The following is a 21,259-nucleotide window of genomic DNA, read 5'->3' on the forward strand; positions in this document are numbered from 1 at the left end:
CCGACTCCACCCCATGACGACGGAATTGGCCGTGTTCGGCCGGGCTGCTGTGGCCCGGCGGGCCCTCACCGTCGCGGTGGGGGAAACATGACCTTCGGAACTTCGACGCCCGTTCGCTCGGTTCGGCGGCTGCTGCTCGGCGTCGGCGCGGCGGCGCTGCTGGCCGGGGCCGTCCAGGCGCAGTCGCTCTATGCCGTGAACATCGAAGCGGGGCCGCTGGACGCGGCGCTGCTCTCGCTCGCCAAGCAGACCGACCAGCAGCTGTTCTTCCCGCGCGAGGCGGTGGCCGGCCGCAAGGCGCCGGCGCTGCAGGGGCGCTACACCCCGGAGCAGGCGCTGGCCGTGCTGCTGGGCGGGACGGACCTTTCGGCGCGGCGCACCGGGCCTGAGGTGCTCGTAGTCCAGCGCCGGGGGGCCGCTGCGGCGCCGGCGGAGGCGAACCCGCCCCGCCCTTTCGTCGGTGAGATCGCCGAGGCGGGTCCGGCTCTCCTCGGGCTCGTGGAAGCGGGCTCATCGACCGCGCCGACCACCGTGGAGGAGCTGCAGGTCACCGGCAGCCATATCCGCGGGGTGCAGAGCCCCTCCCCGCTGGTCGTCGCCGATCGCGCCGACCTGGAGCGGACGGGACAGACCACCCTCGTCCAGGCGCTGCGGGCGCTGCCGCAGAACTTCGGCGGCGGAGCCGCGGAGGGTACGGCGCTGACGGGCGCGGACCGGTCGGGACGCAATGGCGCATTCGGAACAGGCATCAATCTGCGGGGCCTGGGCGCGGGGGCCACCCTCGTGCTGGTCAACGGCCGGCGGATCGCCGGCTCCGGCGCCTTCGGCGACTTCGCCGACGTCTCCAGCATTCCCACGGCGGCGGTGGAGCGGGTGGAGGTTCTGCTGGACGGCGCCTCGGCCATCTACGGGTCCGACGCCGTCGGCGGGGTCGTGAACATCATCCTGCGCCGGGGGCTGGAGGGCGGCGAGCTGCGGCTGCTGGGCGGGACCGCGACCCGCGGCGAGCCGGTGGAGGGCCAGGCCTCGGTCGTCGCGGGACGCCGCTGGGATGGGGGCGGCGCGCTGTTTGCCTACGAACTCCAGCGGCGGGACGCGCTGCCGGCGGCGGCCCGGCCGTTCAGCGCCTCGGCCGACCTGCGGCGCTTCGGCGGCCGCGACCAGCGCCAGGCGAACAGCTTCCCGGGCAATATCCAGCGCACCGATCCGGTCACCGGGATCACCGCGCCGTACTGGGCGATCCCCGCCGGCCAAAACGGGGTGGGCCTGCAGCCGGGCGACCTGCAGGCGGGGACGGCCAATCGCGGCGAGCCGCGGAAGGGCAGCGACCTCCTCCCGCAGCAGACGCTCAACGCGGTGTATCTGGCCCTCGACCAGGCGGTGGGTGAAGGATTCGAGCTCACCGCCGACGCCCGCTACAGCGCCCGGCGCTTCCGGCTGCGGTCGCTGCCGAGCACGGCGACCTTCACGGTGAACCGCAGCAATCCCTTCTTCGTGTCGCCGACCGGGGCGGCGAGCCACAGCCTCGCCTACTCCTTCGCCGAGGACCTGCCGAACCCGGTGATCTCCGGGACCGCGGAGACCCTGGCCCTGACCGCCGGAGCCGAGGCGCGGCTCCCCCGCGGCTGGCGGGCGGACCTGCACGGCGCCTTCGCCCAGGAGATCGACGAGTCCCGCAACACCGGCCTGGTCAACAGCGCGCTGCTGAGCGAGGCGCTGGGCGCCGTGGCGGACCGCCCGCAGACGCTGTTCAGCACGGCGCGCGACGGCTTCTTCAATCCGTTCGCGGGGGTTCCGGGCGCCAACTCTTCGGAGGTCCTGGCCTTCGTCGGCAGCGGGTTCAGCACCAGCCGCAGCCGCAGCCGGGTGGTCTCGGGCGGGCTGCAACTGGACGGCGCGCTCTGGCGGCTCCCGGGGGGCGAGCTGAAGGTAGCGGCCGGGGTGCAGGCGCGGCGGGAAACCCTGACCAGTTCGGGGGCCAATTACGCCAGCTCGCTGGCGCCCACGCCCACCCGGGCGGTGGACGTGTCGCGCTCGGTCGCCGCCGGGTTCCTCGAGGCCCGGGCGCCTCTGATCGGGCCGGTCAACCGCCGGCCGGGCGTCGAGCGGCTCGAGTTCTCCGCATCGCTGCGCACCGAACGTTACTCGGACGTGGGCCCGACCACCAATCCGCGGCTGGGCCTGATCTGGGAAGCGCTACCGGGCGTGGCCGTGCGCGCCACCTACGGCCGCTCCTTCCGGGCGCCGGCGCTGCGGGAGGTCCAGGACCCGACCTCGTACAGCCCCACCTTCCTGCCCTTCGGCGGGGCGCGCGTCCTCAGCCTGTTGCTCAACGGCGGCAATACGGACCTGGAGCCGGAGACGGCGGAGTCCTGGACGGCCACGCTCGACGTGGCGCCGCCGAACTGGCCGGTGGCCGTCCACTTGACCGGCTTCGACGTCCGCTTCGACGATCGGATCGAGCGGCCGGTGCAGCAGAGCGTGACCACGGCGCTCAGCGACCCGACGCTCGCGCCCTTCGTCGAGCGGATCGCCCCGGCCCTGAACGCCGCCGACCTGGCGCGCATCACCGCTCTGATCTCCAGCCCGCAGTTCGTGAGCGTGAACGGCAGCTTCCCGGCCGAGCAGTATGGGGCGCTCGTCGACAACCGCTATGTGAACACCGGCGGCCTGCACGTGCGCGGCCTCGACCTGACCGCCACGGGCGGCTTCGAGCTGGGCGGCGGTCGGCTCGACCTCGCGGCCACCGGCGCTTACATCCTCGATTACGAGCAGCAGGTGACGCCCGCTTCGCCGATCGTGGAGCGGCGGGGCGTGGCGGGCTTCCCGGTCCGCTTCCGCGGCCGGGCGACGGCGGATTGGACGCGCGGCGACCTCACCTCCGGCGTCGCCATCAACTATGTCTCGGCTTACCGGGACGGGGTGGGCGCGCGGATCGACGACCACGCGACCGCGGACCTGCAGCTGCGCTGGGCGCCTTCCCGGGGCCCGCTGAAGGACGCCGCGGCCACGCTGATCGTCCGCAACGTGTTCGACCGGTCGCCGCCGTTCTACGACAACACGTCCGGGCTGGCCTACGACCCGGCCAACGCCGATCCGATCGGGCGCTACGTCGTCCTGCAGCTCACCCGTCGCTGGTAGACGGCCGTGTTACGGCGGCTGTTCGGGCCGGCGCTGGCCGCCGGCATGCTCCTGTGCGCGGGCGCGGGCACGGCTCGTCCCGTCACGGTCGAGGACCTCCTGACGCAGGGCTCATTCGGGCGGGTCGCCTTCGACCCCACCGGTCGTTGGCTCGTCTTCGAGCAGCGGGACACCTACCTCAGCGCCGACCGGTTCGACCTCGACACTTGGATGAGCCCGAGCCTTGGCCGGCTGAGGCTCATCGACCTCGCCTCGGGTCCGGCGGCTGCGCCGGATGGGCCCGCGGGTGATCCTCGCGGCCTGGTGCTGGGCGCCTTCTCGCCGAGCGGCCGGCGCGCGGCGGTCTATCAGCTGCGCGGCGAGGACTTCCGGCTGGGAGTCCTGACGTTGGAGACCCGGGAGATCCGCTGGGTGGACCTGACGCCGGAAGCCGATCCCCGGGCCTTGGGCTGGCGGTCCGACGACGTTCTGCTGGTCCTCACGCGCCCCGACCGGCAGCCGCCGGGCGCCGTGCGATCTGCGAGGGTGCGCCCGGCCCGCCTGCCGGCCGCCTGGGCAAGCGCCGCAACCGGCCAGGGCGCCCACACCGTGCTCGGCAGCGGGCGATACCTTGGAGTCCGGCGGCGCGCGCCGCCACGCCGGCTGATGTCCATCGACGTCGCCTCCGGCGTCACGGCGTCGCTCGCCGAGGGCGAGTTCTTCCGCCTCGAGCTCTCGCCGGACCGTGGGCGGGTGGCGCTCTTCGCCACGGGACCGGACCTGTCGCTGCGGGCGGACCGCCCGACGCGCGGGCCCGCCGGCAATGAGACCGAAGCCACGCGGCTCACCGTGCTGGATCTGGAGAGCGGGCGCGTGGCGCGCCCCTGCCCGGCCTGCGACCTGCTCCCCGACCTTCTCGCCTGGTCGCCCGACAACCGGGCCCTTCTTGTACTGATGCGCGGCGCGGACGGGCTCTGGGCGAGCGGGCGACTGCTCCGGGTCGATGCGCGGAATGGCGATGTCGAGCCCGTCTGTCGGGACGTCGTCCCCGAGGTTCGCGTCAACCCCGTCACTGTGCACGCGCGGTGGCTGAGCTCGCGCCCCCTGGTCTGGAGCCGGCCGTTCGGCGCACCGGACGCGCGGCCGGACTGGCGCCTTTGCGACCAGAGCGGCAGCCGCAACCTGACGGCCGCAGCGCCCTCGCCGCCGCGGGACCTCGCCGAACTCGCGCCCGGCGTTCTGCTGGCCTTGAGCGACGGCCGTCTTTGGCGGCTTTCCGCGACGGGCGCCGTCTCCGAGCCCTCGCCGCAGATCGAGGGGCGTCTTGTGGGACCGGCCGCGCACGTGGGCGGACCGGCGGCGCCCGCCTTGGAGAGCGCGACCTTCCGCGCCGGCGCGACGCTGCTGCGGTTCGCGGTCGATCGGCAAGGCCCGGTGGATAGCCTGCCCTCGCCGCCTGGCCAGGTGCTGGCCGTCTCCTGGCCGCGCAGAGCGGTCGTGGTCCGCGAGGCGCAGCCGTCCGGGGTCGAGCGCCTGGTGCTGCGGCAGGGAGACGAGCGGCGGGTCCTGGCCGAAATCAACGGTCACCTCGCCGACGCCGATACGCCGGAGGTGGTCGCAGTGGCCCATCGCGGTCTCAAGGGCGAGCCGCTGACGAGCTGGCTCTTCCTGCCCTCCAACGAGGAAGGCCCCCCGCCGCCGCTGGTTATCCGACCCTATCTCGGCCAGACCTTCCGCAGCCGGCCGCAGGACGGCCCTGTGGAGCGGGGCTTCCTGCAGAACCTCAGGGCGCTTACCGGCCATGGCTACGCCGTGCTCGTCCCCAGCCTGCCGGCGCGGGACGACGGCCAGCCGGCGCAGGGGCTGGCGGACCGCATCCTGGGCATCGTGGAGGCGGCCTCCGGGACGCCGGCGGGCTCCGGGCGTTTCGATCCCGACCGGCTCGGCCTCTTGGGGTTCAGCAATGGCGGCTACAGCGTGCTCAGCGCAGCGGCGCAGTCGCCCCGCTTCCGGGCGGCTATCGCTTTCGCCGCGCCCACCGACATGGCGGCGATCTGGGCGAACTACCCGGAGGGCCGCATCCTGCAGCCCGAGGACGGTTACATGACCTCTTGGGCCACCGGGCTCGTCGAGCGGACGCAGAACCCCATGCTCACGCCGCCGTGGGCCGATCCGCCGCGCTACGCCCGGAACAGCCCGCTCTACGTCGCCGACCGTATCGTGACGCCGGTCCTGCTGTTCCACGGCTCGGAGGACAAGCTGCCGCTCAGCCAGTCGGCGAGCCTGTTCTCGGCGCTTGCCCGTCAGGGAAAGGACGCGCAGCTGGTCGTCTACTGGGGCGAAGATCATGGGCTGACCAGCCCGGGGAACGTCCGCGACTACTACGACCGGCTGTTCAGCTTCCTCGACGCGCATCTCGCCCCGGGCGACGTGGCGCCGTCCGCGCATCCGGAACCTGCCGCTGCCACGTCCGCACCCAAGCCTCCACCGCGGTCGCCCAGAGGATCGCGCCGGGCTGCTCCTCCCAGATGAGGCGCTCGGGCCGCAGCGCCCGCTCGAGGGCGGCGCGGTCGAGGACGCCGGCGCGGCACAGGCTGCCGTCGAGGAGATAGGGGCGGATCACATCCAGGCTGCGCGCCACGACATGGGCGTAGTGGACCGTGTGGTCCCCCTTCCCGCGGCGCGCGAGGACTTCGGACGGCAGGCGAGCGGCGAAGGCTTGGCGGGCGAACGGGCGGTCATAGGCGGCGCCGGCGAGCACATAGCTCGGGATGGCGAGGGCGTGCTCGATCAGCGGCTGCGAGAACAGCGGAAAGACGATGTCAGCCACGGCGCGCCGGCGACTGTCGGCCTGGTGCAGGTGCAGGGCGGCGAGCGCCAGGATCTGGAGCCGCTTGCCCGGGGGCGCATCGGCCTCTCGGGCGGCTCGGACCCACGGGTGCTCCGCCTCGCCCGGCGGGGCGAGCACATAGGGCGATCGACGGGCTGGCGCGGTCCGCCGCTTGTCCGGCGCGACCTCAGCGAGCACGCCCCAGACCGAGCGCCGGGTGCGGCGCGCCACATTGGCGAGCAGCGGCGAGTTGAGCGCACGGAGGCCCCGGTCGCGCAGCGCATCGGCGAAGATCGCCGCTCCCGGCATCTGGAAAAAGGCGGCGTCGCCGCCCTGGCCGGACACGATGGCTGTCGCGCCGAGGCTGCGGGCGAGCTCCGCCTCGATCCGGTCCCTGTCTGGCTCGATGGCCGCCATTGTCGGCCAGGGCTCGAAGGCGGCCGCTTCGATCTCGTCGACGTCGAGGCGGCGCGCGCGGCGTTCGATCCGGTGCAAGGCAGCCCCCACGCGTCTGACCACCGCGTCAGCGTAGCGCGCCTCGTCGGCCTCGCGCTCGCCGCCGACAATGTTCAGCCAGGCGGCCACCCGCCGCGTCAAGCCCGCCGCTGCGATTGCGCCAGCCACAATGGCCGAGTCCAGTCCGCCGGAGACCTCGACCAGGACCCGGTCGTGATGACGCAGGCGCCCGGCGACGGCCTGGTCGACGCGCGCCACGATCGTTTCGGCCGCTTCGTCGGGCATCCTGCCGCCGCGGGGGATGAAGTCCGCAGGCGTCCAGACCGTCTCGGGCGCCGCGTCCTGTTCGTCCAGCCACAGCAACTGACCCGGACAGGCGCCCTGCAGACCGTCCAGCAACGGGCGGTCGCTCGCGGCGCCGGGCTGCGCCGTGAAGCGCCAGACCCGTTCCCAGTGGATCCCGAGGTCGGGCGGCGAGAGCGCCGCGGGCACGCGCCGCGGATCGGAGGCGACCACCCGCTCGCCGCTGCGCAATGTCCAGGCGAAGGCCGGAAGCTGGCCCGTCGGCTCACGGAACAGGGCGAGGCGCGCGCGCGGGTCGCGCAGCAGGGCGACATAAGCGCCCCAGGCGCCGGCGCAGAGATGTCCGGCCGCAGCGCGCGGATTCTCCCAGTCGACGTGGGGCGCAGCCCAGGGCGATGGCGCAGCGGCGGCCCGGGGCAGAACCTCGCCGATCAGCACGCCGCTGCCCCGCGGCAGCGCCCGTACCGGCAGCGCCCCGCTGGGCTCGCTCCACACGGCGAGCCCCGGCAGCCGGACGGCGCAGCGCCAGTCGCCGGCATGCTCGATCTCCGCCAGCTGTTCGGCGTCGAGGCCCGGTGAGGCGAGGCTGTCCCGACGCGCGGCGATGGCGAAAAAGGATGTGCGGCGCACCGCTAGACTACCAGGATCCGCTCGAACGCCTGCAGGCGCTCAGGGACGTCGTCGAGGGCGAGGTCGCCGGACTGCAGCCAGCAGTGAGCGCGGAACGGCCAGGTCGCCACGCCGAACACCCACTGTGTCGCGTGGCCGCGGCGGGCGAGCCAGCGGCGAAGGACGAACGACCGGATGAGGCATTTGCCCGAGATCGGCGCCCACGGGATCCAGGCGTGGAAATCGGCGACGAGCGTCGCGAGGTCCTCGGCGGCGGCGCCGGCGCGCGGCGATACGCGCCCCGCGGCGAGGACCTCGCTGAAGCTGCGTCCGCGATAGTGCCGAAGCACATCGGCGGTGACGGCTACGATATCGGGGAGGTGACGCGGCCGCGCCGGCCGCGCTGTGTGCGGCGACAACGTCGCGCGGACAGGCGGCGGCATGGCGCGTGGGCCAGGCGGCGAGCCGTTGCGCTGCGCGAGGCCCGCGCGCAGCAGCTGGCTGGCAAGGGACGCGGACGCCGCCAGCGATCCGTCCGGCCGCAGGTCGATCGCCTCGGCTCCGCTGGGCAGGCAGCTATAAGCGTCGGCCGAGACGTCGAGGAACACCAGATCGTCGCCGACCCGCGCGGCGTGTACGTCGCGCCTGAGCACCAAGGCCTGGAAGGGAGCGTCCGTCATGGCGTAGCCCGCCGCCCCTGAGAGACGGCGGGCGCCGTCGTCAGTCGTCGAAGCCTTCTTCCGGATCGGCTTCCAGGATCTGGCCCACGCCCTGGTTGGTGCAGGCCTTGGCGCTGCCGAAGCAGATCAGCCGCGATTGCGGCAGTTCGAGGCGCGTTTGCATGGTCGTTACTCCGCTGTTGATTGCCGTCACGTCGACGACAGCAGAATTCCGCGCCTGGGGAGCTCTCTATTCAATCTATATTCCCTCTATATTTACCCTATAATCTTCCGGCCTGCCGCGCGTAGACCAGGGCAAGCCGGTCGGCGGCGGCGATGCGGCGGGCATGAAACCTGCGGAACATCTGGGCGATCTCGGCGGCGGCCTCGTCGACGGCCGCTCGGGCGAACGCCAGCGCCTCTTCAGCCAGGTCGTCCAGGATCAGCGGCTCGGTGCGGCGGATCGGCCCGAGCTGGACGGCGGCGCTGCGGTAAGCGGCGTGGAGGGTCGAGCTTCCCCGCGCGTGCAGCCACGCCAGGCAGAAGGCCTCGATGGCGGTCACCGGTTCGGCCTGCAGGCGCTCGGCGTCCGGGGGGCTGTGGCGGACGGCGCGCTCCTGGGCGAGCAGCATCAGCAGGTGCGACTGGCTCAGGCGATAGAGGTCGGCGACGTCCGCGCCGGTCAGCCGGCGGGCGAAGAAGCCCTGGTGGCGGCGCTCGTCCACCAGCCCTTCGCCGGCAAGTCGCGACAGGGCTTCGCGGATCGGCGTCGCGCTGAGCTTCAGCTCGTCGGCGATGGCGACCGCCGGGATGCGTTCGCCGGGCGGAAAGCGTCCTTCCAGTAGGCGGCGGCGCAGGGCCTCGAGGGCGGTTTCGAACGCCTCTTCTCGCTCTGGACGCATGACGCACTCCACGCAAACCCGAACGACCATAGGTTGTCGAAAGACAGCGCATGGCAAGTCGATGAGGTCGCAGAACAGGATTTCTTTAGCTTGTCCGCAACATTCTTGCGGACTACCCGCAATGACATTGCGGGCGCGCTCGAATACTGAACCCAGAGGTGTGATCGGGTGTTCTGGCAGCAGAGGAATGGCTGGCCGGATCACAGTCGGATGAGGGTCGTGGAAACCTGGGGCGGCGACGCCCCGCCCAGCGTCGAACAGGTGCTCCGGCGGATCGCCTTCCACATCCGCCAGCGCATCGCCGAGCCCGGCATGGCGGAGCGCGTCGCCGCCCGGGCTCGGATCACCCGCAAGACGCTGGCGCGCTATGCGGCGTTCGACTCGCCACAGGCGCCGGGCGAGGTCCGGGGCGCAGGGCCGCGCCGGCTCGATCTGTTCGTGGCCATCTGCCGGGCGCTCGACGAGAACCCCGGCAAGGTGTTGTGGGCCGCGACCCTGGCCGCCGACTACCCCGCCATGCGGATCCTGCTCGAGGCCGACGTCCACCTGCAGCGGGAGCTGCAGATCGTGGCCGAACCCGGGGGGCCGAGCAGCCTCGCACTGCGGCTGGTGCGCGCGCCGGGCGGCGGAGCGGCCTGAAGCTGGAGCAAGGGCGAGCGGGGTCCCCCGGAGCCGGCGAAGGAGGTCGAAATGCCCGAGTTGGGTGAAGGGCGCCCCGCAACCCTGCATGCCATCGCCGCGGCGCTCGGCGGCGAGGTCTACGCCGGCGGCCGCCGCGCGAGCGTCCCGGCGCCGGGTCACAGCGCCGCGGACCGCTCCGTCTCGCTGCTGCTCGCCGGCGAGCGGCTGGTGGTCCACAGCTTCGGCGGTGCGCCCTGGCAAGACGTGATGGACGATCTGCGCACCCGCGGCCTCGTGGATGCCGACCACCGGCTGGTGGGCGGCTTCGGAGCACGGCCTGCCCCAAACGCCGCGGGAGCGGTCCTGCTGGCGGCGGAGCGTGTGGCGGCGGCCCGGCGGCTCTGGGCCGAGGGCGCGCCGCTTGGGACCGCTTCGGCGGCGTCCCGTCACTGCCGACGCCGCGGCGTGGTCGAGGCCTATGCCGTGCCGGCGCTGCGCGCCCACGCGGCGGCGCCGACCTCCGTGTACCGCCCCGGCCGCCGGAGAGCGCCCGCGCTGATGGCCGCCGCTCACGACACCACGGGCGCCCTCACCGCCGTGGAGGTGACCTACCTCACCGACGACGGCCTGCGCCGGCGGATGCGCGCCTCGCGCAAGGTCGTGGGCGTCCTGCCGCCAGGTTCGGCCGTCCGGCTCGCCCCCGCCGGCCAGGAAATGCTGGTCGCCGAGGGCGTCTTCACGACGCTCGCGGCGATGCGGTTGTTCGGCCTGCCCGGCTGGGCGTTGCTCGGCGCACACAACCTCGCACGCTGGACGCCGCCGCCCGACGTGCGGCGGGTCCTCATCGCCGCCGACCGCGGCCGTGTCGGCCAGGCGGCGGCCGCGCAGCTCCAGGCGACGCTTGGCCTTGTGGGCCTCGGGGTCGTGGTCCGCACGCCGCCTGCTCCATTCGGCGATTGGAACGATGTCCTTGTCGAAAGAGCCGCGCGCAGCGTGCGCAGATTCGGATCCTGAGATCCGCCGCTGACCATAGCCGAGGCGGTTCGGCTTCCGCCGCGCCGCATTCGGGCTCCCTTTGGGTGAGGCTCGTGCCGAATCCTGGAGGCTTGCGCCGAGGGACGACTCCCCACCGAGTCTCCCGCGGATGGGGGGCCTTGCGCGCGATGCTGATCGACTTCGCTGACCACCGCCGGCGTTCGCAACAGAACGGCGCAGCCGCGCCCTCCGCGCCGGCAGGGCATCTTGTCCTGTCGGAGGTCGAACTCCTGGCGGCCGTGGAAGCCTTGCGGCGGACCATCGCGGAGAAGACGGAGACAGGCTTTCGCCGAATTGCGCCCGCGCGCTCCGCGGCCTAGCGCACCGGCTAGGCGGCGACGGGCTCCGGCTTCTCCCGCGCGAAAGACCCGATGGTGCTGCGGCGGAGGAGCTCTTCGGAAAGTTGCTCGAGCCGGGCGACGTCCGCAGGATCGGCCCCGCCCTCGAAGCCGGCATAGATCACCTTCGTGGCAAGGCGGCGGTATTCGGCTTCAAGCTTCTCTAGGTCCGACATCGTCTCACCTGGTCAACGTTCAGATTCTGCCACACGGACCGCACGCCAACAAGCTGCGCCTTCGGCGGTCACGGCCGCAACTTGGCGAGCAGGCTGGCGACCATCGCGATGTCGCGAACGGTCTCCACGCTCTGCCGCGCCAGGTCGCCGACATGATCAAAAACGCCGGCCCGGTCGCTGGTTGCCGTCACGACGCCCCAGATATCGTCCTGGCTGCCGATCAGGATCGGGAAGCTCGCCACCGAGCGATAGCGCGCCTCCCTCACCGGATCAGCGTTCTCCACCCTGTACTGCGCCGCCGGGCGCTGGGTGTCGGGTTCGACGATGCTCACCTCGCGGTCGTCGTGCGCGAGGCTCCAGAGGCGTCCCGTGTACCCCTCCCCCCGCTTCCACTCGCGCCCCAAGGACGAGGCGGCGTGCGCGTCGGTCCACTGGCGCGCGATCGGCCGCATGACCTCTCCGCCGCCGCGCACCTTCACCTTCTGGAAGATGGTGAAGGTCAGGAAGTCGCCGGCCTTGTAGTCCATGGCGCTGCGGAGCCGCGATGCGGCGAGGCGCAGCATCAACTGGGCGGACTTCTTCGGGTCGGCGGCGTTGAGGAAGGCGGCTTCGACGCTCTCGATCATCAGGCGCGTGGCGTCGATCCGCGCCAGTCGCTTGAGGTCGAAGGCCACGGCCTGCCGACAGGTGGCCTCGGCGGCCTCGAGCTCGCGGATCTTCTCGGCGAGAGCGTCCAGCGCCTCGTCGGCGATGCGATGCGCGTCCTTCGCGTCCTGCGAGATCTCCAGCTTCTTGTAGTCCATCAGGACGACCATGGCGCCGCCGGCTCCGGCCACCACGGCGCCGCCGATCGTCAGGGCAAGGCCCCAGGGGTCGTCCACCGCCCGGGCCAAGGCCACAATCAAGGTGCCCCCGACGCCGATGAACCCGAACAGGGGTCGCAGGCTCTCGACGTGGGTGATCCGCTTGGAGAATTTGTCGAAGAACGTCTGCTCGCTCTTGCGCAGCTGCGCCCTCAGGCTCTCGGCGTCGCTCATTCCCTCGTCCACTCGCCGCTGCGCTCGGCTCGGGCGCGGCGTCGCGACTCGACGCCTCCGGGTGCGGCGAGTTTGAGCATGACGGTTGCGGCCGGCGGCGGCAATCGGCGCGCCGCGGTGCAATTGGAGGGGAAGGCAGGGTCGGAACGGGCGCCCGGCGCGGGGGTGGTCCCCGGAGGCCGGGCGGAGAGCATCCGATGTCAGATCCCGTCCCGACCCCAGCGCCCGAGGCGCGCCTGCCCCTCACCGTCCCGCTTCGCGACCTCGCGGTGGCGCCCGAGAACCTGCGCTTCGGCGAACCGCCGGACGACGGGATCCCGCAGCTGGCGGAGACCATCCTGGCTGCGGGCCTGCTTCAGCCGCTCACCGTGCGGCCCGGCCGCCGCCGTGAGGCCCGCTGGATGGTGCTCGACGGCCGCCGCCGGTGGCTGGCGCTGACGGCGTTGCTGGCGGACGGCCGGATCGCCGAGGATTTCGGCGTCAGCGCCTTCGTCGAAAACGATCGCGCGCGTCAGGCCGCCGCCGTGGTGCTGACCAACACCGGAGTGCCGGTGCACGTGGCCGACGTCATCGCCGCCATCGGCCGCATGCTGAAGGCCAAGCTGACCGTCGAGGCCGTCGCGGCCGCGCTGGGCTACGAGGAGGTCGAGGTGCGGCGGCTGGCCGCCCTGGCCGGATTGCACCCGAAGGCGCTCGAGGCCCTGAAGGCCGGCCGCGTGAGCCTGCGCCAGGCGCGGCTCCTGGCGCGGCTGCCGGACCGCAAGGAGCAGGGCGAACTCGCCCAGGCGACCCTCGACGGCTACGCCTTCCCGGAATGGCGGATCACCGACCGGCTGGAGCGCGGCCGGCTCACGGCGGCGGACCGGCGGTTCCGGCTGGCCGGCGCGGCGCGCTACGCCGCCGCCGGCGGGCGCATCGAGAGCGACCTCTTCGGCGAGCACCCGGACGTGCTGCTCGATCCGGCTGCGCTCGAGGCGGCCTGGAGCGGGCGCGCCGAGGCCCTCGCGGATGCGGTGGCGGCGCCGGGGCGCGAAGTGCAGGTGGCCTCGATCGCCGGCGAGCCCGACGAGACCCTGGAGCCGTTCGGGCCCGCCTATGGCGACGGGCTGGACGCCGAGGCGCTGGACGCCGAGGCGCTGGACGCCTGGCGGGCGGCGGAGGCGGCGGCCGCCGAGGCCGCGGCGGCGCTCGCCGACCGCGACCTTTCCGACGCGAGCTGCGACGGCGCGATCCGGGCGTTCCTGGAGGCCAGGCTGGCCGCGCTCGTGGCGAGCGAACGCGCGCGGGACGCGAGCCTGGTGCAGGTGTTCGCCAGCGGCAGGACGGGCCTGGATCTCCGCGCCTATGGACCGCCGCCCGAGGTTGTGGAGGTCGAGGCACACGAGACCCAGCGGGAGGCGGCGGATGACGGCCCTGCGCTGTCCTTGTCGACGACCTTTGCGCGCCCGGGCGCAGGGTCTCTCGCGCCCGTCCGGTGCGTGGCCGCGGCGCCGCCTCCGGAGCTGGAGGGCGTGAACCACGCCCTGCACGAGGTGCGGACGGACACCGCCACCCGGGCGCTGGTCCGCGCCCTGGCCGACGACCCGGGCACGGCCCTGGTGGCGATCGTCGCGCGGCTGTTCGCGGTGATGGTGCTGCGGCAGGGCCTGGGCAAGGGCGGAGGCGCCCTCACCGTCGGCGCCGAGGCCTATAGCCGTCCGCGGACGCCGCCGATCGCCAGCCTCGACGGCGAGGTCCGTCAGCGCCTCGCCGACCGGCGGGTCGCCTGGGAGGCCTCGGGCCTCTCCCCGATCGGCTGGGTCGCTTCCTTGGCGCATGGCGAGCGGATGGCGCTGCTGGCCGAACTGGCGGGGCTCAGCCTCGACCTGCGGGAGGAGCGGACCTCCCTCCTGCGGCGTGCGGCCCGGGCGGAGGCGGTCGAGATCGCCGCCCTGTGCGGCGCCGACGTCACCCTCCACTGGACGCCCGACGCGCCGTTCCTGGCGGCGCATCCCAAGGGCAAGCTCCTGGCCATGCTCGACGAGATGGGCGGGCCCGACGGCCGCGCCGGCGGCTGCCGAAAGGACGAACTGGTGGCCCTCGTGGCCGAGCGCGCGGCGGAGCGGGCCTGGGCGCCTGCGTACCTGTCCTGGGCCGCCGCGCTGCCCGAGGAACCGGAGCCGCAGCCTGACGAAGCGGGCGCGCTCACGCGCGATGGGGCGTCGCATGACGAGGCGCCGGACGACGAGGCGGCGGCCGTCGCCGCCTGACGGGACCGCCCGAGGGCGCCGCCCGTCGCGAACGCCGGGGAGACCCGCGGCCAGGAGCGGCCGCGGCCCCGGGGTGGGCACGTCTAGGAGCGCTCCGCGGCGACCGTCCTACAGGTCCCGCCTCCCACCAGTGCGCCCGTCGGGCCGACGGCGCCCTTCCGCTTGGCCGGCGGGAGGGCGTCGTCTTCTGCGGAGAAGGAGCCAGGTGGGGCCAGGGCGAGCCCGGCGGACCGGAGGGAGGCGCCCGCCGCGCCGGGCCGACGGGAGCTCCCCATGACCGCCCTGCCCCTCTTCGCCGCCGTCTCCGGCGCGGACGACCGCCCCGCCAACCTGCTCGCCGCCGCCCGGGCGCTCGCGCCGCACCTGGCGCGCGGTCGCGCGCTCGACCGCCGGCTGGTGTCGGGCGGGCTCACCACCGCCTTCGGCGCGACGGACGCCGAGGGCGCCTGGGACTGGCGCGACGCCTACGACGCCATCGAGGCGGCCATGGTGCTGCAGGTCCGTCGGGTGGGCGCGCAGGTCGCGCCGCTGGAAGATGCGCCGGCCGAGGTCGTCGCCCTCCTGGACGGGATCTCGGCCCTGGGCCTGACGCAGACCCGCCGTTCGGAGGAGCAGCTGGCGCTGGACCAGTTTTCGACGCCCGCCCCGCTCGCCGGCCTGCTGGTGCTGGCGGCGCAGGTGCGCCCCGGCGATGCAGTGCTGGAGCCGTCCGCCGGCGTCGGCATGATCGCCGCGGTGGCCGAGGCGTGCGGCGCCGCCGTGACCCTGAATGAGCTGTCCGACCGGCGCGCCGGTCTGCTGGACGGGCTGTTCCCTGCCGCGGCGCGCTGGCGGCGCGACGCCGTGCTGCTGCCGGACCTGCTGCCGCAGGCCGGCGGCTATGGCGCCGTGCTGATGAACCCCCCGTTCGCGGGGCTGGGCTCGCACCTGCTGGCCGGCTTGAGGTGCCTGGCCGACGGCGGCCGACTGGCGGCGATCGTGCCCGCCTCGGCGCTCACCGACGGCGGGCTCCTGGCGCTGCTCGCTCGGGAGGGTTCGGTCGTGGGGCGGCTGGCGCTGCCGCCGCGCGCCTTCGCGCGGCACGGGACCAGCGTCGAGACTGGCCTTCTGGCGATCGACCGGGCGGGCGGGGCCGCTGCGTCGGCCGAGACAGTTGTGGTGCGGGACCTGGCTGAAGCCGCGGCCTGGGCCGCCGGGCTCCCCGACCGGCCGACCGCACAGGCGCGCCCGGTGCGGACAGGACCTGTCGGCATGGCGATGCCTCTGCGGCGGGCCGAGGGCGTGGGACTGCGGTTCCTGCAGGGCGCAGCGCCCCTCGACTATGCGGTGGAGCCCTGGTCGGGCGAGGGCCGCGACGTGGGCCTCTACCAGGCCTGGCGCGGCCGTCTGGCCATCGTCGGCGCTCAGGCGCATCCGACGCCCCTGGTGGAAGCCGCGGCGATGGCTTCGGTGGGGGCGCCGGAACCCTCCTATCGGCCCGTGCTGCCGCCGGCGCTGGTGCAGGACGGCCGGCTGTCGGACGCCCAGCTGGAGACCGTGGTCTACGCCGGCGAGGCGCATGGGACGCGGCTGCCGGGATGGTGGACGCTCGGCGAGGCGCCGCATGAGCTGCGGCTCGCGGCCGAGGGCGCCGCCGGCGCCGTGCGGCTGCGGCGGGGCATGTTCCTGGGCGACGGCACCGGAGCCGGCAAGGGCCGGCAGATCGCCGCCGTCATCGCCGACAACATGGCCCAGGGCCGCGCGCGCGCCGTCTGGCTGTCGCGCAACGAGGCGCTGCTAGAAGACGCCCGACGCGACTGGCGGGCGCTCGGCGGCTCGGCCCACGACGTCGTCCCCCAGAGCCGCTGGAAGCCGTCCGAGGCGATCGGCCTGGAGCGGGGCGTGCTCTTCACCACCTACGCCACCCTGCGCCAGCCGGCGCGCGGCGGCCGGCCCTCGCGGCTCGAGCAGATCGTGGCCTGGCTGGGAGCCGGCTTCGACGGCGTAATCGTCTTCGACGAAGCCCACGCCCTGGCGAACGCCGCCGGCGGCGTGGGCGGCCGCGGGCCGAAGAAAGCCTCCCAGCAGGGTCTCGCGGGGCTGGTGCTGCAGAACCGCCTGCCCGACGCGCGCGTGCTCTACGTCTCGGCCACGGGGGCCACCGAGCCCGCCAACCTGGCCTATGCCGGCCGGCTCGGGCTGTGGGGCGGGCCCGAGGCGCCGTTCGCGACGCGGGCGGACTTCCTGGACGCCGCCGAGGCGGGCGGCATCGCCTTCATGGAGCTGGTGGCGCGCGAGCTGAAGGCGCTGGGGCTCTATGTGGCGCGCAGCCTGTCCTTCGAGGGCGTCGAGTACGAACCGCTCGAGCATCCGCTGAGCGCCGAGGACGTCGCCCTCTGGGGCGCCTGGGCGGACGCCTTCCAGACCATCCACGGCAACCTCGACGCCGCGATCCGTGCGGTGGGGATCTGCGACGAGGCGGGTAAGGTGCTGAGCGGGGCGGCGCTGAGCGCCCTGCGCTCGGCGTTCGAGAGCGCCAAGCTGCGCTTCTTCGGCCACCTGCTGGCCGGGCTCAAGGCGCCCACGCTCGTGGCGGCCATTCGGCAGGACTTGGCGGAGGGCCGCGCGGCCGTCGTGCAGATCGTCTCCACCAACGAGGCGGTCGCCGCCCGCCGGCTGGCGGAGATCCCGCCGGAGGAGTGGAACAACCTCTCCGTCGACCTGACGCCCAAGGAGTACGTGCTCGACTACCTGAAGGGCGCCTTCCCGACCGCGCTGATGCAGGCGCTCGAGGGCGAGGACGGCGAGACCGTGCTCGTGCCGGTGATGGAGGACGGCCGGCCGGTTCACAGCCAGGAGGCGCTGCGGCTGCGCGACGAGACCATCGCCGGGCTCGCCAGCCTGCCGGCCGTGCCGGGGGTGCTCGACGCCCTGCTGGAGGCGCTCGGGACCGGCGCCGTCGCCGAGATCACCGGGCGCACGCGGCGCGTGGTGCTGCGGGAAGGCCGGCGGGTGGTGGAACGCCGGGGCCCGTCCGCCGCCAAGGCCGAGACCGACGCCTTCATGGACGGGCGCAAGCGGGTCCTGGTCTTCTCCGACGCCGGCGGCACCGGGCGCAGCTACCACGCCGCCGTGGACGCGGTGAACCGCGCGCGGCGCGTGCACTACCTCGTCGAGCCGGGCTGGCGGGCGGACGCCGCGATCCAGGGTCTGGGCCGCACGCATCGCACCCACCAGGTCTGCGCCCCGCTGTTCCGGCCGGTGACCACCGACATCCATGGCGAGAAGCGCTTCCTCTCCACCATTGCGCGCCGGCTGGACTCGCTGGGCGCGCTCACCCGAGGCGAGCGACGCGTGGCGGGCGCGGGGCTCTTCCGGGCCGAGAACAACCTCGAGAGCCCCTGGGCGCGCCGCGCCCTGCTGGTGATGTACGGGGCGCTGGCGCGCGGCGAGCTCGATAGCATGAGCCTCGAGGACTTCCAGGCGAAGACGGGGCTGAAGCTGCTGGACGCCGAGGGCCTGCTGAGGGGCTCCGACGAGCTGCCGCCGATCACCACCTTCCTCAACCGGCTGCTGGCCTTGCGCATCGCCGACCAGAACGCCCTCTTCGCAGACTTCGGGCGGATCCTGGCGGGCGTTCTGGAGCGCGCCGCCGCCGCGGGCGAGCTCGACCACGGCGTCGAGGACATCGTCGCCGACGAGCTGCAGGTGCTGTCGGAGGAGACGGTTCGCACCGACCCCGGCTCCGGCGCCGAGACCCGGCTCGTGGCCTTCTCGCTGCGCACGCCGCGCCGGCTGCTGGGCGTCGGCGAGGCGCTGGCGCGGGCCGACGCGCTCGGCGCAGGCGCCGTCCTCGCCGTCAACGGCCGCTCCGGGCGCGCCGCGCTCGTCGAGCTTGGCCTGACGACCACGGGCGACGACGACCGGCTGCTGCCGGCGGTGCGGCTCGTGCGGCCCGAGGAGCGCAGCCTTGGGCCGCTGAAGGGCTTCGAGGAGTCGGCCTGGGCGCCGGTCGATCGGGACGCCTGGGCCGCCGCCTGGCAGGCGGAGATCGACGCGGCCGACCCCTGGCGGCGGCGCGAGCTCGTGCTGGCCACCGGCCTGCTGCTGCCGGTCTGGGCGCGGCTGCCGGCCAAGAGCGCCCAGGTGCGGCGGGTGAAGGCGCCCGATGGCCGCCGCTGGCTGGGCCGGGTGCTCGACGCCGCGCAGGTCGCCGCGCTCAAGGCGGCGCTGGGGGTTTCGAGCTTGGCGGAGAGTTGGGCGGACGGCGCGCTCGTGCTGCGCGAGACGCTGGAGCGCGGCGTGCAGCTGGGCCTCGAGGGCGGGTGCTGGCTCCGGCGGGCGCGGGTGATGGACCGCTGGCGACTGGAAGTGGTGGGCGGAGCCGGCGACCGGGCGGCGCTCGTGGCGCTCGGTGGCTTCGTGGAGATCATCGCCTACACGCCGAGGATGTTCCTCCCGGTCGACCGGGCCGAGGTGGTCCAAGCCGTCCTGCGGCGGCACCCAGTCGTGCAGGTGCTGGAGCCCGGCAGGTGAGCTCAGGCGATCTGCCCGGCGACCGCCTCCGGCGCCAGGGCGGCGATGTCGGCATGTTCGGCTTCGCGCGCGGCCCGGGCTACATTGAGGCGGATGTAGACCACAGCGCCGCGGCGCGCCTTCAGAGCCTCCGCGGCGCCGCTGGCGGCCTGTGCCAGGCTGTCGGCGGCGGCGCACAGGAGCAGCTCGGGGCCGGCCTTGCGCAGGCACACCACCAGGAGGTTGCCGGCCGTCGCCGGCAGGGCGTGCAGGTCCGCGCGGCGGAACCGGTAGCGGGCGCCGGACACGCCGGGGACATCCAGGAAGTCGCTCATCGGGAGCGGGATAGCCCGCGGCGAGCGGTGTCGCCAGGGTCCGGCGCGCGACCGTGCGTCACGCCGCCCGCGGAGTGGAGACGGAAGGGCTTCGTGGGGCGAAGCCGGACCGGGAGGAGGTCTCGCGGCGGCTTCGGACCAAGGAGACTGACATGCAGAACGTGGTGTTTGTGGGCCGCCTGGCGGCTGATCCGCAGGTGACGGAGGACTTCGGCAAGGCCGTCTTCCGGCTGATCGAGAACCGCGGCCGGGACGCGGAGGGCGCCGAACGGGTCGTGGGCGTCAACTGCGTGAGCCGGGCCAAGGGGCTCAACGAGAAGGTCATCGCGCCGGGGCTGGCCGCAGGCTGCGAGGTGATGGTGGTCGGCGCCTTCGTCGACAACCACTACGAGGCGCGAGACGGCGGCCGCAGGGCCGCCAAGGAGCTGGTGGTGCGCCGCCTCACCGTCCTCGACTGGGCCGGCGTTCGCGAGGGCGCGGCCGCGGCGCGCGAGCCGCTGGCGGCCTGACCGCCTCCCTCCTTTTCCCATTCCGATCTAGGAGACTGACCATGCAGACCGTGACCGTCGAAGGCTATCTGGCCGCCGATCCGTCCATCCTCACCGCGCAGGGCTCCGGCAAGAAGCGCGCGAGCTTCCGCCTCGTGGAGACCGCCCGCTTCCGGCGCGGGGACGGCCAGCCCGGCGAGCGCACCACCGGCTTCAACTGCATCTGCTTCAACGAGGCCGCCGCCGAGGGCTACATCGGCCCGTACGCCCGCAAAGGATCCAGGGTTGTGGTGAGCGGGCATGTGGAGAACGACAGCTGGACCGGGCAGGACGGGGTCGTTCACTACGACCTCCGGCTCGTCGTCGAACAGCTGCGCATCAAGGCGAGGCGGCCGGATCAAGCCTCCGGCCAGGAGCCGGCGGCCGACGCCGCTGGCGACTTCGACGAGGAGGAGATCCCGTTCTGACACGCCACCCTTGAGATGCATGGACGGCCGCCCCTACCGGGGCGGCCGTCTTCATTCTGCGACCTCTCGCGGCGTGCGCGCGGCTGCCGCGCGATGGTTCCTCCATTCCAGCCAGGGAGCCTGAGCGGCGATCTGACCCGTCTCAAGCCGTGGCGGGCCGCCCCCACCCGCATCGCCGCGCTGGAGGCGTTTTCGTCTTGACCGCATCGGCGCGCCTTCCGTTGATCTGCAGATGGACGAAGCGGCTGACCCCTACCCGCTCTTCACGCTGATCTATTGCCGCGAGGACGGCTTCGGCCTCGCAAAGCGTGCGGCGTTCGCGGAGGCGGCCGAAGCCCGGGAACATGCACGCCGTGCGCTGCTGGCGCGCCCCGAAGTCTGGACCTCGGTGGTGGTGGCTCGCGGCGTGGAGCTCGACCTCGCCTTCGTCGGCGCCTGGGACCGGGATGAGACCGGCGCTCTGGCGTGGGACGCGGCAAGCCTGAGCTGAACCTTGGCGCTCGCGCTTTTGGCGTGCCCCGGCCGGCTGGCCGGGTCGGGCTCTAGTCGCCGCCGGGGCGGCTCCCGGAGCCCCTGTCGGGTCTCCGCCCTTCCGGGTGACGATCCCTCACGCGAAGCGGGAGGGAGGGCGGGCTCGGGCGAGCCGATCGGGCTCGTCGTAGGTCCGTCATGTCCTCATCCCCTTCCTGGACGCGGGAACGCGTCGACGCCCTCGCCCGCCTCTGGCGGGGCGGCCTCAGCGCCGCGCAGATCGCCGCCGCCCTGGGCGGGGTCACCCGCAACGCCGTCATCGGCAAGATCCATCGCCTCGGGCTGAACGGGGGACCGAAGGCGGCGCGGCCGGGGACCCGCCGAGCGTCGCCCGTGCGCCGGTCCGACGGCGGCAGGCGCGGGCCCGCGCCTGTTCGGCCGCCGCCGCCGCGCATTGTCGCCGCACCCGAAGACCCCGGTCTGGCCACGGTGCTGACGGTGGCCGCGCACGCCTGCCGCTGGCCGATCGGCGATCCGCTCGCGGCCGGCTTCACGCTCTGCGGCCGACCGGCCGCGCGTGGCGCCTACTGCGACGGACACGCGGCCCAGGCCTACCAGCCGCAGCGGCCCCGCGATCACCTGCTGAAGATGGCGGGGCTCGCCTGATGG

At 73.8% G+C, this 21,259-nt stretch carries 16 protein-coding genes and 1 pseudogene; 10 read left to right on the forward strand and 7 right to left on the reverse strand.

Translation table 11 applies throughout. The annotated features are described in order from the left end of the window. The first annotated feature begins 87 nt into the window (after positions 1–87). Positions 88–3,141 (forward strand): TonB-dependent receptor domain-containing protein, encoded by a 3,054-nt coding sequence (locus tag ACK41C_RS02455; RefSeq protein ID WP_409650062.1) that lies wholly within the window; start codon positions 88–90, stop codon positions 3,139–3,141. Positions 3,142–4,074: 933 nt separating this feature from the next. Next, positions 4,075–5,481, forward strand: a pseudogene (locus ACK41C_RS02460) (alpha/beta hydrolase family protein); the annotation flags it as partial. Between the two features lie 34 nt (positions 5,482–5,515). Here ACK41C_RS02460 and ACK41C_RS02465 read toward each other — a convergent pair. The 4 genes from ACK41C_RS02465 to ACK41C_RS02480 all read right to left on the reverse strand — a co-directional run bounded on the left by ACK41C_RS02465 (position 5,516) and on the right by ACK41C_RS02480 (position 8,879). After that, positions 5,516–7,339, reverse strand: coding sequence for an asparagine synthase-related protein (locus ACK41C_RS02465; RefSeq protein WP_409650066.1), 1,824 nt, complete (start codon positions 7,337–7,339; stop codon positions 5,516–5,518). Between the two features lie 2 nt (positions 7,340–7,341). After that, the gene (locus ACK41C_RS02470) at positions 7,342–7,998 is read right to left on the reverse strand and encodes a lasso peptide biosynthesis B2 protein (RefSeq protein ID WP_409650069.1); all 657 of its coding nucleotides are present in this window, start codon (positions 7,996–7,998) and stop codon (positions 7,342–7,344) included. A gap of 40 nt (positions 7,999–8,038) precedes the next feature. After that, positions 8,039–8,161 carry a hypothetical protein gene (locus ACK41C_RS02475; RefSeq protein WP_409650071.1) on the reverse strand — a complete coding sequence of 41 codons (123 nt, stop codon included), beginning with the start codon at positions 8,159–8,161 and terminating at the stop codon, positions 8,039–8,041. Positions 8,162–8,258: 97 nt separating this feature from the next. Further along, the gene (locus tag ACK41C_RS02480) at positions 8,259–8,879 is read right to left on the reverse strand and encodes a GntR family transcriptional regulator (protein ID WP_409650074.1); all 621 of its coding nucleotides are present in this window, start codon (positions 8,877–8,879) and stop codon (positions 8,259–8,261) included. Positions 8,880–9,089: 210 nt separating this feature from the next. Here ACK41C_RS02480 and ACK41C_RS02485 point away from each other — a divergent pair, with 210 nt between their 5' ends. Together ACK41C_RS02485 and ACK41C_RS02490 are read left to right on the forward strand one after the other, a co-directional pair. Next, entirely contained in the window at positions 9,090–9,518 is a 429-nt protein-coding gene (locus tag ACK41C_RS02485) for a hypothetical protein (RefSeq protein WP_409650077.1), read from the forward strand. A 51-nt stretch (positions 9,519–9,569) separates the two neighbouring features. After that, a complete protein-coding gene (locus ACK41C_RS02490) occupies positions 9,570–10,514 on the forward strand; it encodes a toprim domain-containing protein (protein WP_409650080.1) in 945 nt (314 codons plus the stop codon). Positions 10,515–10,863: 349 nt separating this feature from the next. On the opposite strand, the gene ACK41C_RS02495 is transcribed toward ACK41C_RS02490, so the two are convergent. After that, positions 10,864–11,049, reverse strand: a complete 186-nt coding sequence (locus ACK41C_RS02495; RefSeq protein ID WP_409650083.1) for a hypothetical protein — start codon at positions 11,047–11,049, stop codon at positions 10,864–10,866. Between the two features lie 68 nt (positions 11,050–11,117). Continuing rightward, positions 11,118–12,086, reverse strand: a complete 969-nt coding sequence (locus ACK41C_RS02500; RefSeq protein ID WP_409650086.1) for a GAF domain-containing protein — start codon at positions 12,084–12,086, stop codon at positions 11,118–11,120. Positions 12,087–12,283: 197 nt separating this feature from the next. On the opposite strand from ACK41C_RS02500, the gene ACK41C_RS02505 reads away from it, so the two are divergent. Next, positions 12,284–14,335, forward strand: coding sequence for a ParB/RepB/Spo0J family partition protein (locus ACK41C_RS02505; protein ID WP_409650089.1), 2,052 nt, complete (start codon positions 12,284–12,286; stop codon positions 14,333–14,335). A gap of 273 nt (positions 14,336–14,608) precedes the next feature. Then, positions 14,609–18,850 (forward strand): strawberry notch-like NTP hydrolase domain-containing protein, encoded by a 4,242-nt coding sequence (locus ACK41C_RS02510; protein WP_409650091.1) that lies wholly within the window; start codon positions 14,609–14,611, stop codon positions 18,848–18,850. A gap of 2 nt (positions 18,851–18,852) precedes the next feature. Here the strand turns inward: ACK41C_RS02510 and ACK41C_RS02515 are convergent, their stop codons facing one another. Continuing rightward, entirely contained in the window at positions 18,853–19,164 is a 312-nt protein-coding gene (locus ACK41C_RS02515) for a hypothetical protein (RefSeq protein WP_409650094.1), read from the reverse strand. Between the two features lie 152 nt (positions 19,165–19,316). Here ACK41C_RS02515 and ACK41C_RS02520 point away from each other — a divergent pair, with 152 nt between their 5' ends. The 4 genes from ACK41C_RS02520 to ACK41C_RS02535 all read left to right on the forward strand — a co-directional run bounded on the left by ACK41C_RS02520 (position 19,317) and on the right by ACK41C_RS02535 (position 21,256). Continuing rightward, entirely contained in the window at positions 19,317–19,673 is a 357-nt protein-coding gene (locus ACK41C_RS02520; protein WP_409650097.1) for a single-stranded DNA-binding protein, read from the forward strand. A 41-nt stretch (positions 19,674–19,714) separates the two neighbouring features. Further along, entirely contained in the window at positions 19,715–20,119 is a 405-nt protein-coding gene (locus ACK41C_RS02525; RefSeq protein WP_409650100.1) for a single-stranded DNA-binding protein, read from the forward strand. Between the two features lie 232 nt (positions 20,120–20,351). Beyond that, on the forward strand, positions 20,352–20,609 hold the full coding sequence (locus ACK41C_RS02530) for a hypothetical protein (protein ID WP_409650103.1): 258 nt from the start codon (positions 20,352–20,354) through the stop codon (positions 20,607–20,609). A gap of 179 nt (positions 20,610–20,788) precedes the next feature. Next, a complete protein-coding gene (locus ACK41C_RS02535) occupies positions 20,789–21,256 on the forward strand; it encodes a GcrA family cell cycle regulator (protein ID WP_409650106.1) in 468 nt (155 codons plus the stop codon). The last annotated feature ends 3 nt before the right edge of the window (positions 21,257–21,259 follow it).

The sequence above is a fragment of the Phenylobacterium sp. genome (genome assembly GCF_046290725.1).
Lineage (GTDB): Bacteria > Pseudomonadota > Alphaproteobacteria > Caulobacterales > Caulobacteraceae > Phenylobacterium.

What these genes read in the sequence shown, in the direction of transcription:
- ACK41C_RS02455 (WP_409650062.1), top strand. Translation starts at nt 88, where the DNA reads ATGACCTTCGGAACTTCGACGCCCGTTCGCTCGGTTCGGCGGCTGCTG.
- ACK41C_RS02470 (WP_409650069.1), bottom strand. Translation starts at nt 7,998, where the DNA reads ATGACGGACGCTCCCTTCCAGGCCTTGGTGCTCAGGCGCGACGTACAC.
- ACK41C_RS02475 (WP_409650071.1), bottom strand. Translation starts at nt 8,161, where the DNA reads ATGCAAACGCGCCTCGAACTGCCGCAATCGCGGCTGATCTGCTTCGGC.
- ACK41C_RS02480 (WP_409650074.1), bottom strand. Translation starts at nt 8,879, where the DNA reads ATGCGTCCAGAGCGAGAAGAGGCGTTCGAAACCGCCCTCGAGGCCCTG.
- ACK41C_RS02485 (WP_409650077.1), top strand. Translation starts at nt 9,090, where the DNA reads ATGAGGGTCGTGGAAACCTGGGGCGGCGACGCCCCGCCCAGCGTCGAA.
- ACK41C_RS02490 (WP_409650080.1), top strand. Translation starts at nt 9,570, where the DNA reads ATGCCCGAGTTGGGTGAAGGGCGCCCCGCAACCCTGCATGCCATCGCC.
- ACK41C_RS02495 (WP_409650083.1), bottom strand. Translation starts at nt 11,049, where the DNA reads ATGTCGGACCTAGAGAAGCTTGAAGCCGAATACCGCCGCCTTGCCACG.
- ACK41C_RS02500 (WP_409650086.1), bottom strand. Translation starts at nt 12,086, where the DNA reads ATGAGCGACGCCGAGAGCCTGAGGGCGCAGCTGCGCAAGAGCGAGCAG.
- ACK41C_RS02505 (WP_409650089.1), top strand. Translation starts at nt 12,284, where the DNA reads ATGTCAGATCCCGTCCCGACCCCAGCGCCCGAGGCGCGCCTGCCCCTC.
- ACK41C_RS02510 (WP_409650091.1), top strand. Translation starts at nt 14,609, where the DNA reads ATGACCGCCCTGCCCCTCTTCGCCGCCGTCTCCGGCGCGGACGACCGC.
- ACK41C_RS02515 (WP_409650094.1), bottom strand. Translation starts at nt 19,164, where the DNA reads ATGAGCGACTTCCTGGATGTCCCCGGCGTGTCCGGCGCCCGCTACCGG.
- ACK41C_RS02520 (WP_409650097.1), top strand. Translation starts at nt 19,317, where the DNA reads ATGCAGAACGTGGTGTTTGTGGGCCGCCTGGCGGCTGATCCGCAGGTG.
- ACK41C_RS02525 (WP_409650100.1), top strand. Translation starts at nt 19,715, where the DNA reads ATGCAGACCGTGACCGTCGAAGGCTATCTGGCCGCCGATCCGTCCATC.
- ACK41C_RS02530 (WP_409650103.1), top strand. Translation starts at nt 20,352, where the DNA reads ATGGACGAAGCGGCTGACCCCTACCCGCTCTTCACGCTGATCTATTGC.
- ACK41C_RS02535 (WP_409650106.1), top strand. Translation starts at nt 20,789, where the DNA reads ATGTCCTCATCCCCTTCCTGGACGCGGGAACGCGTCGACGCCCTCGCC.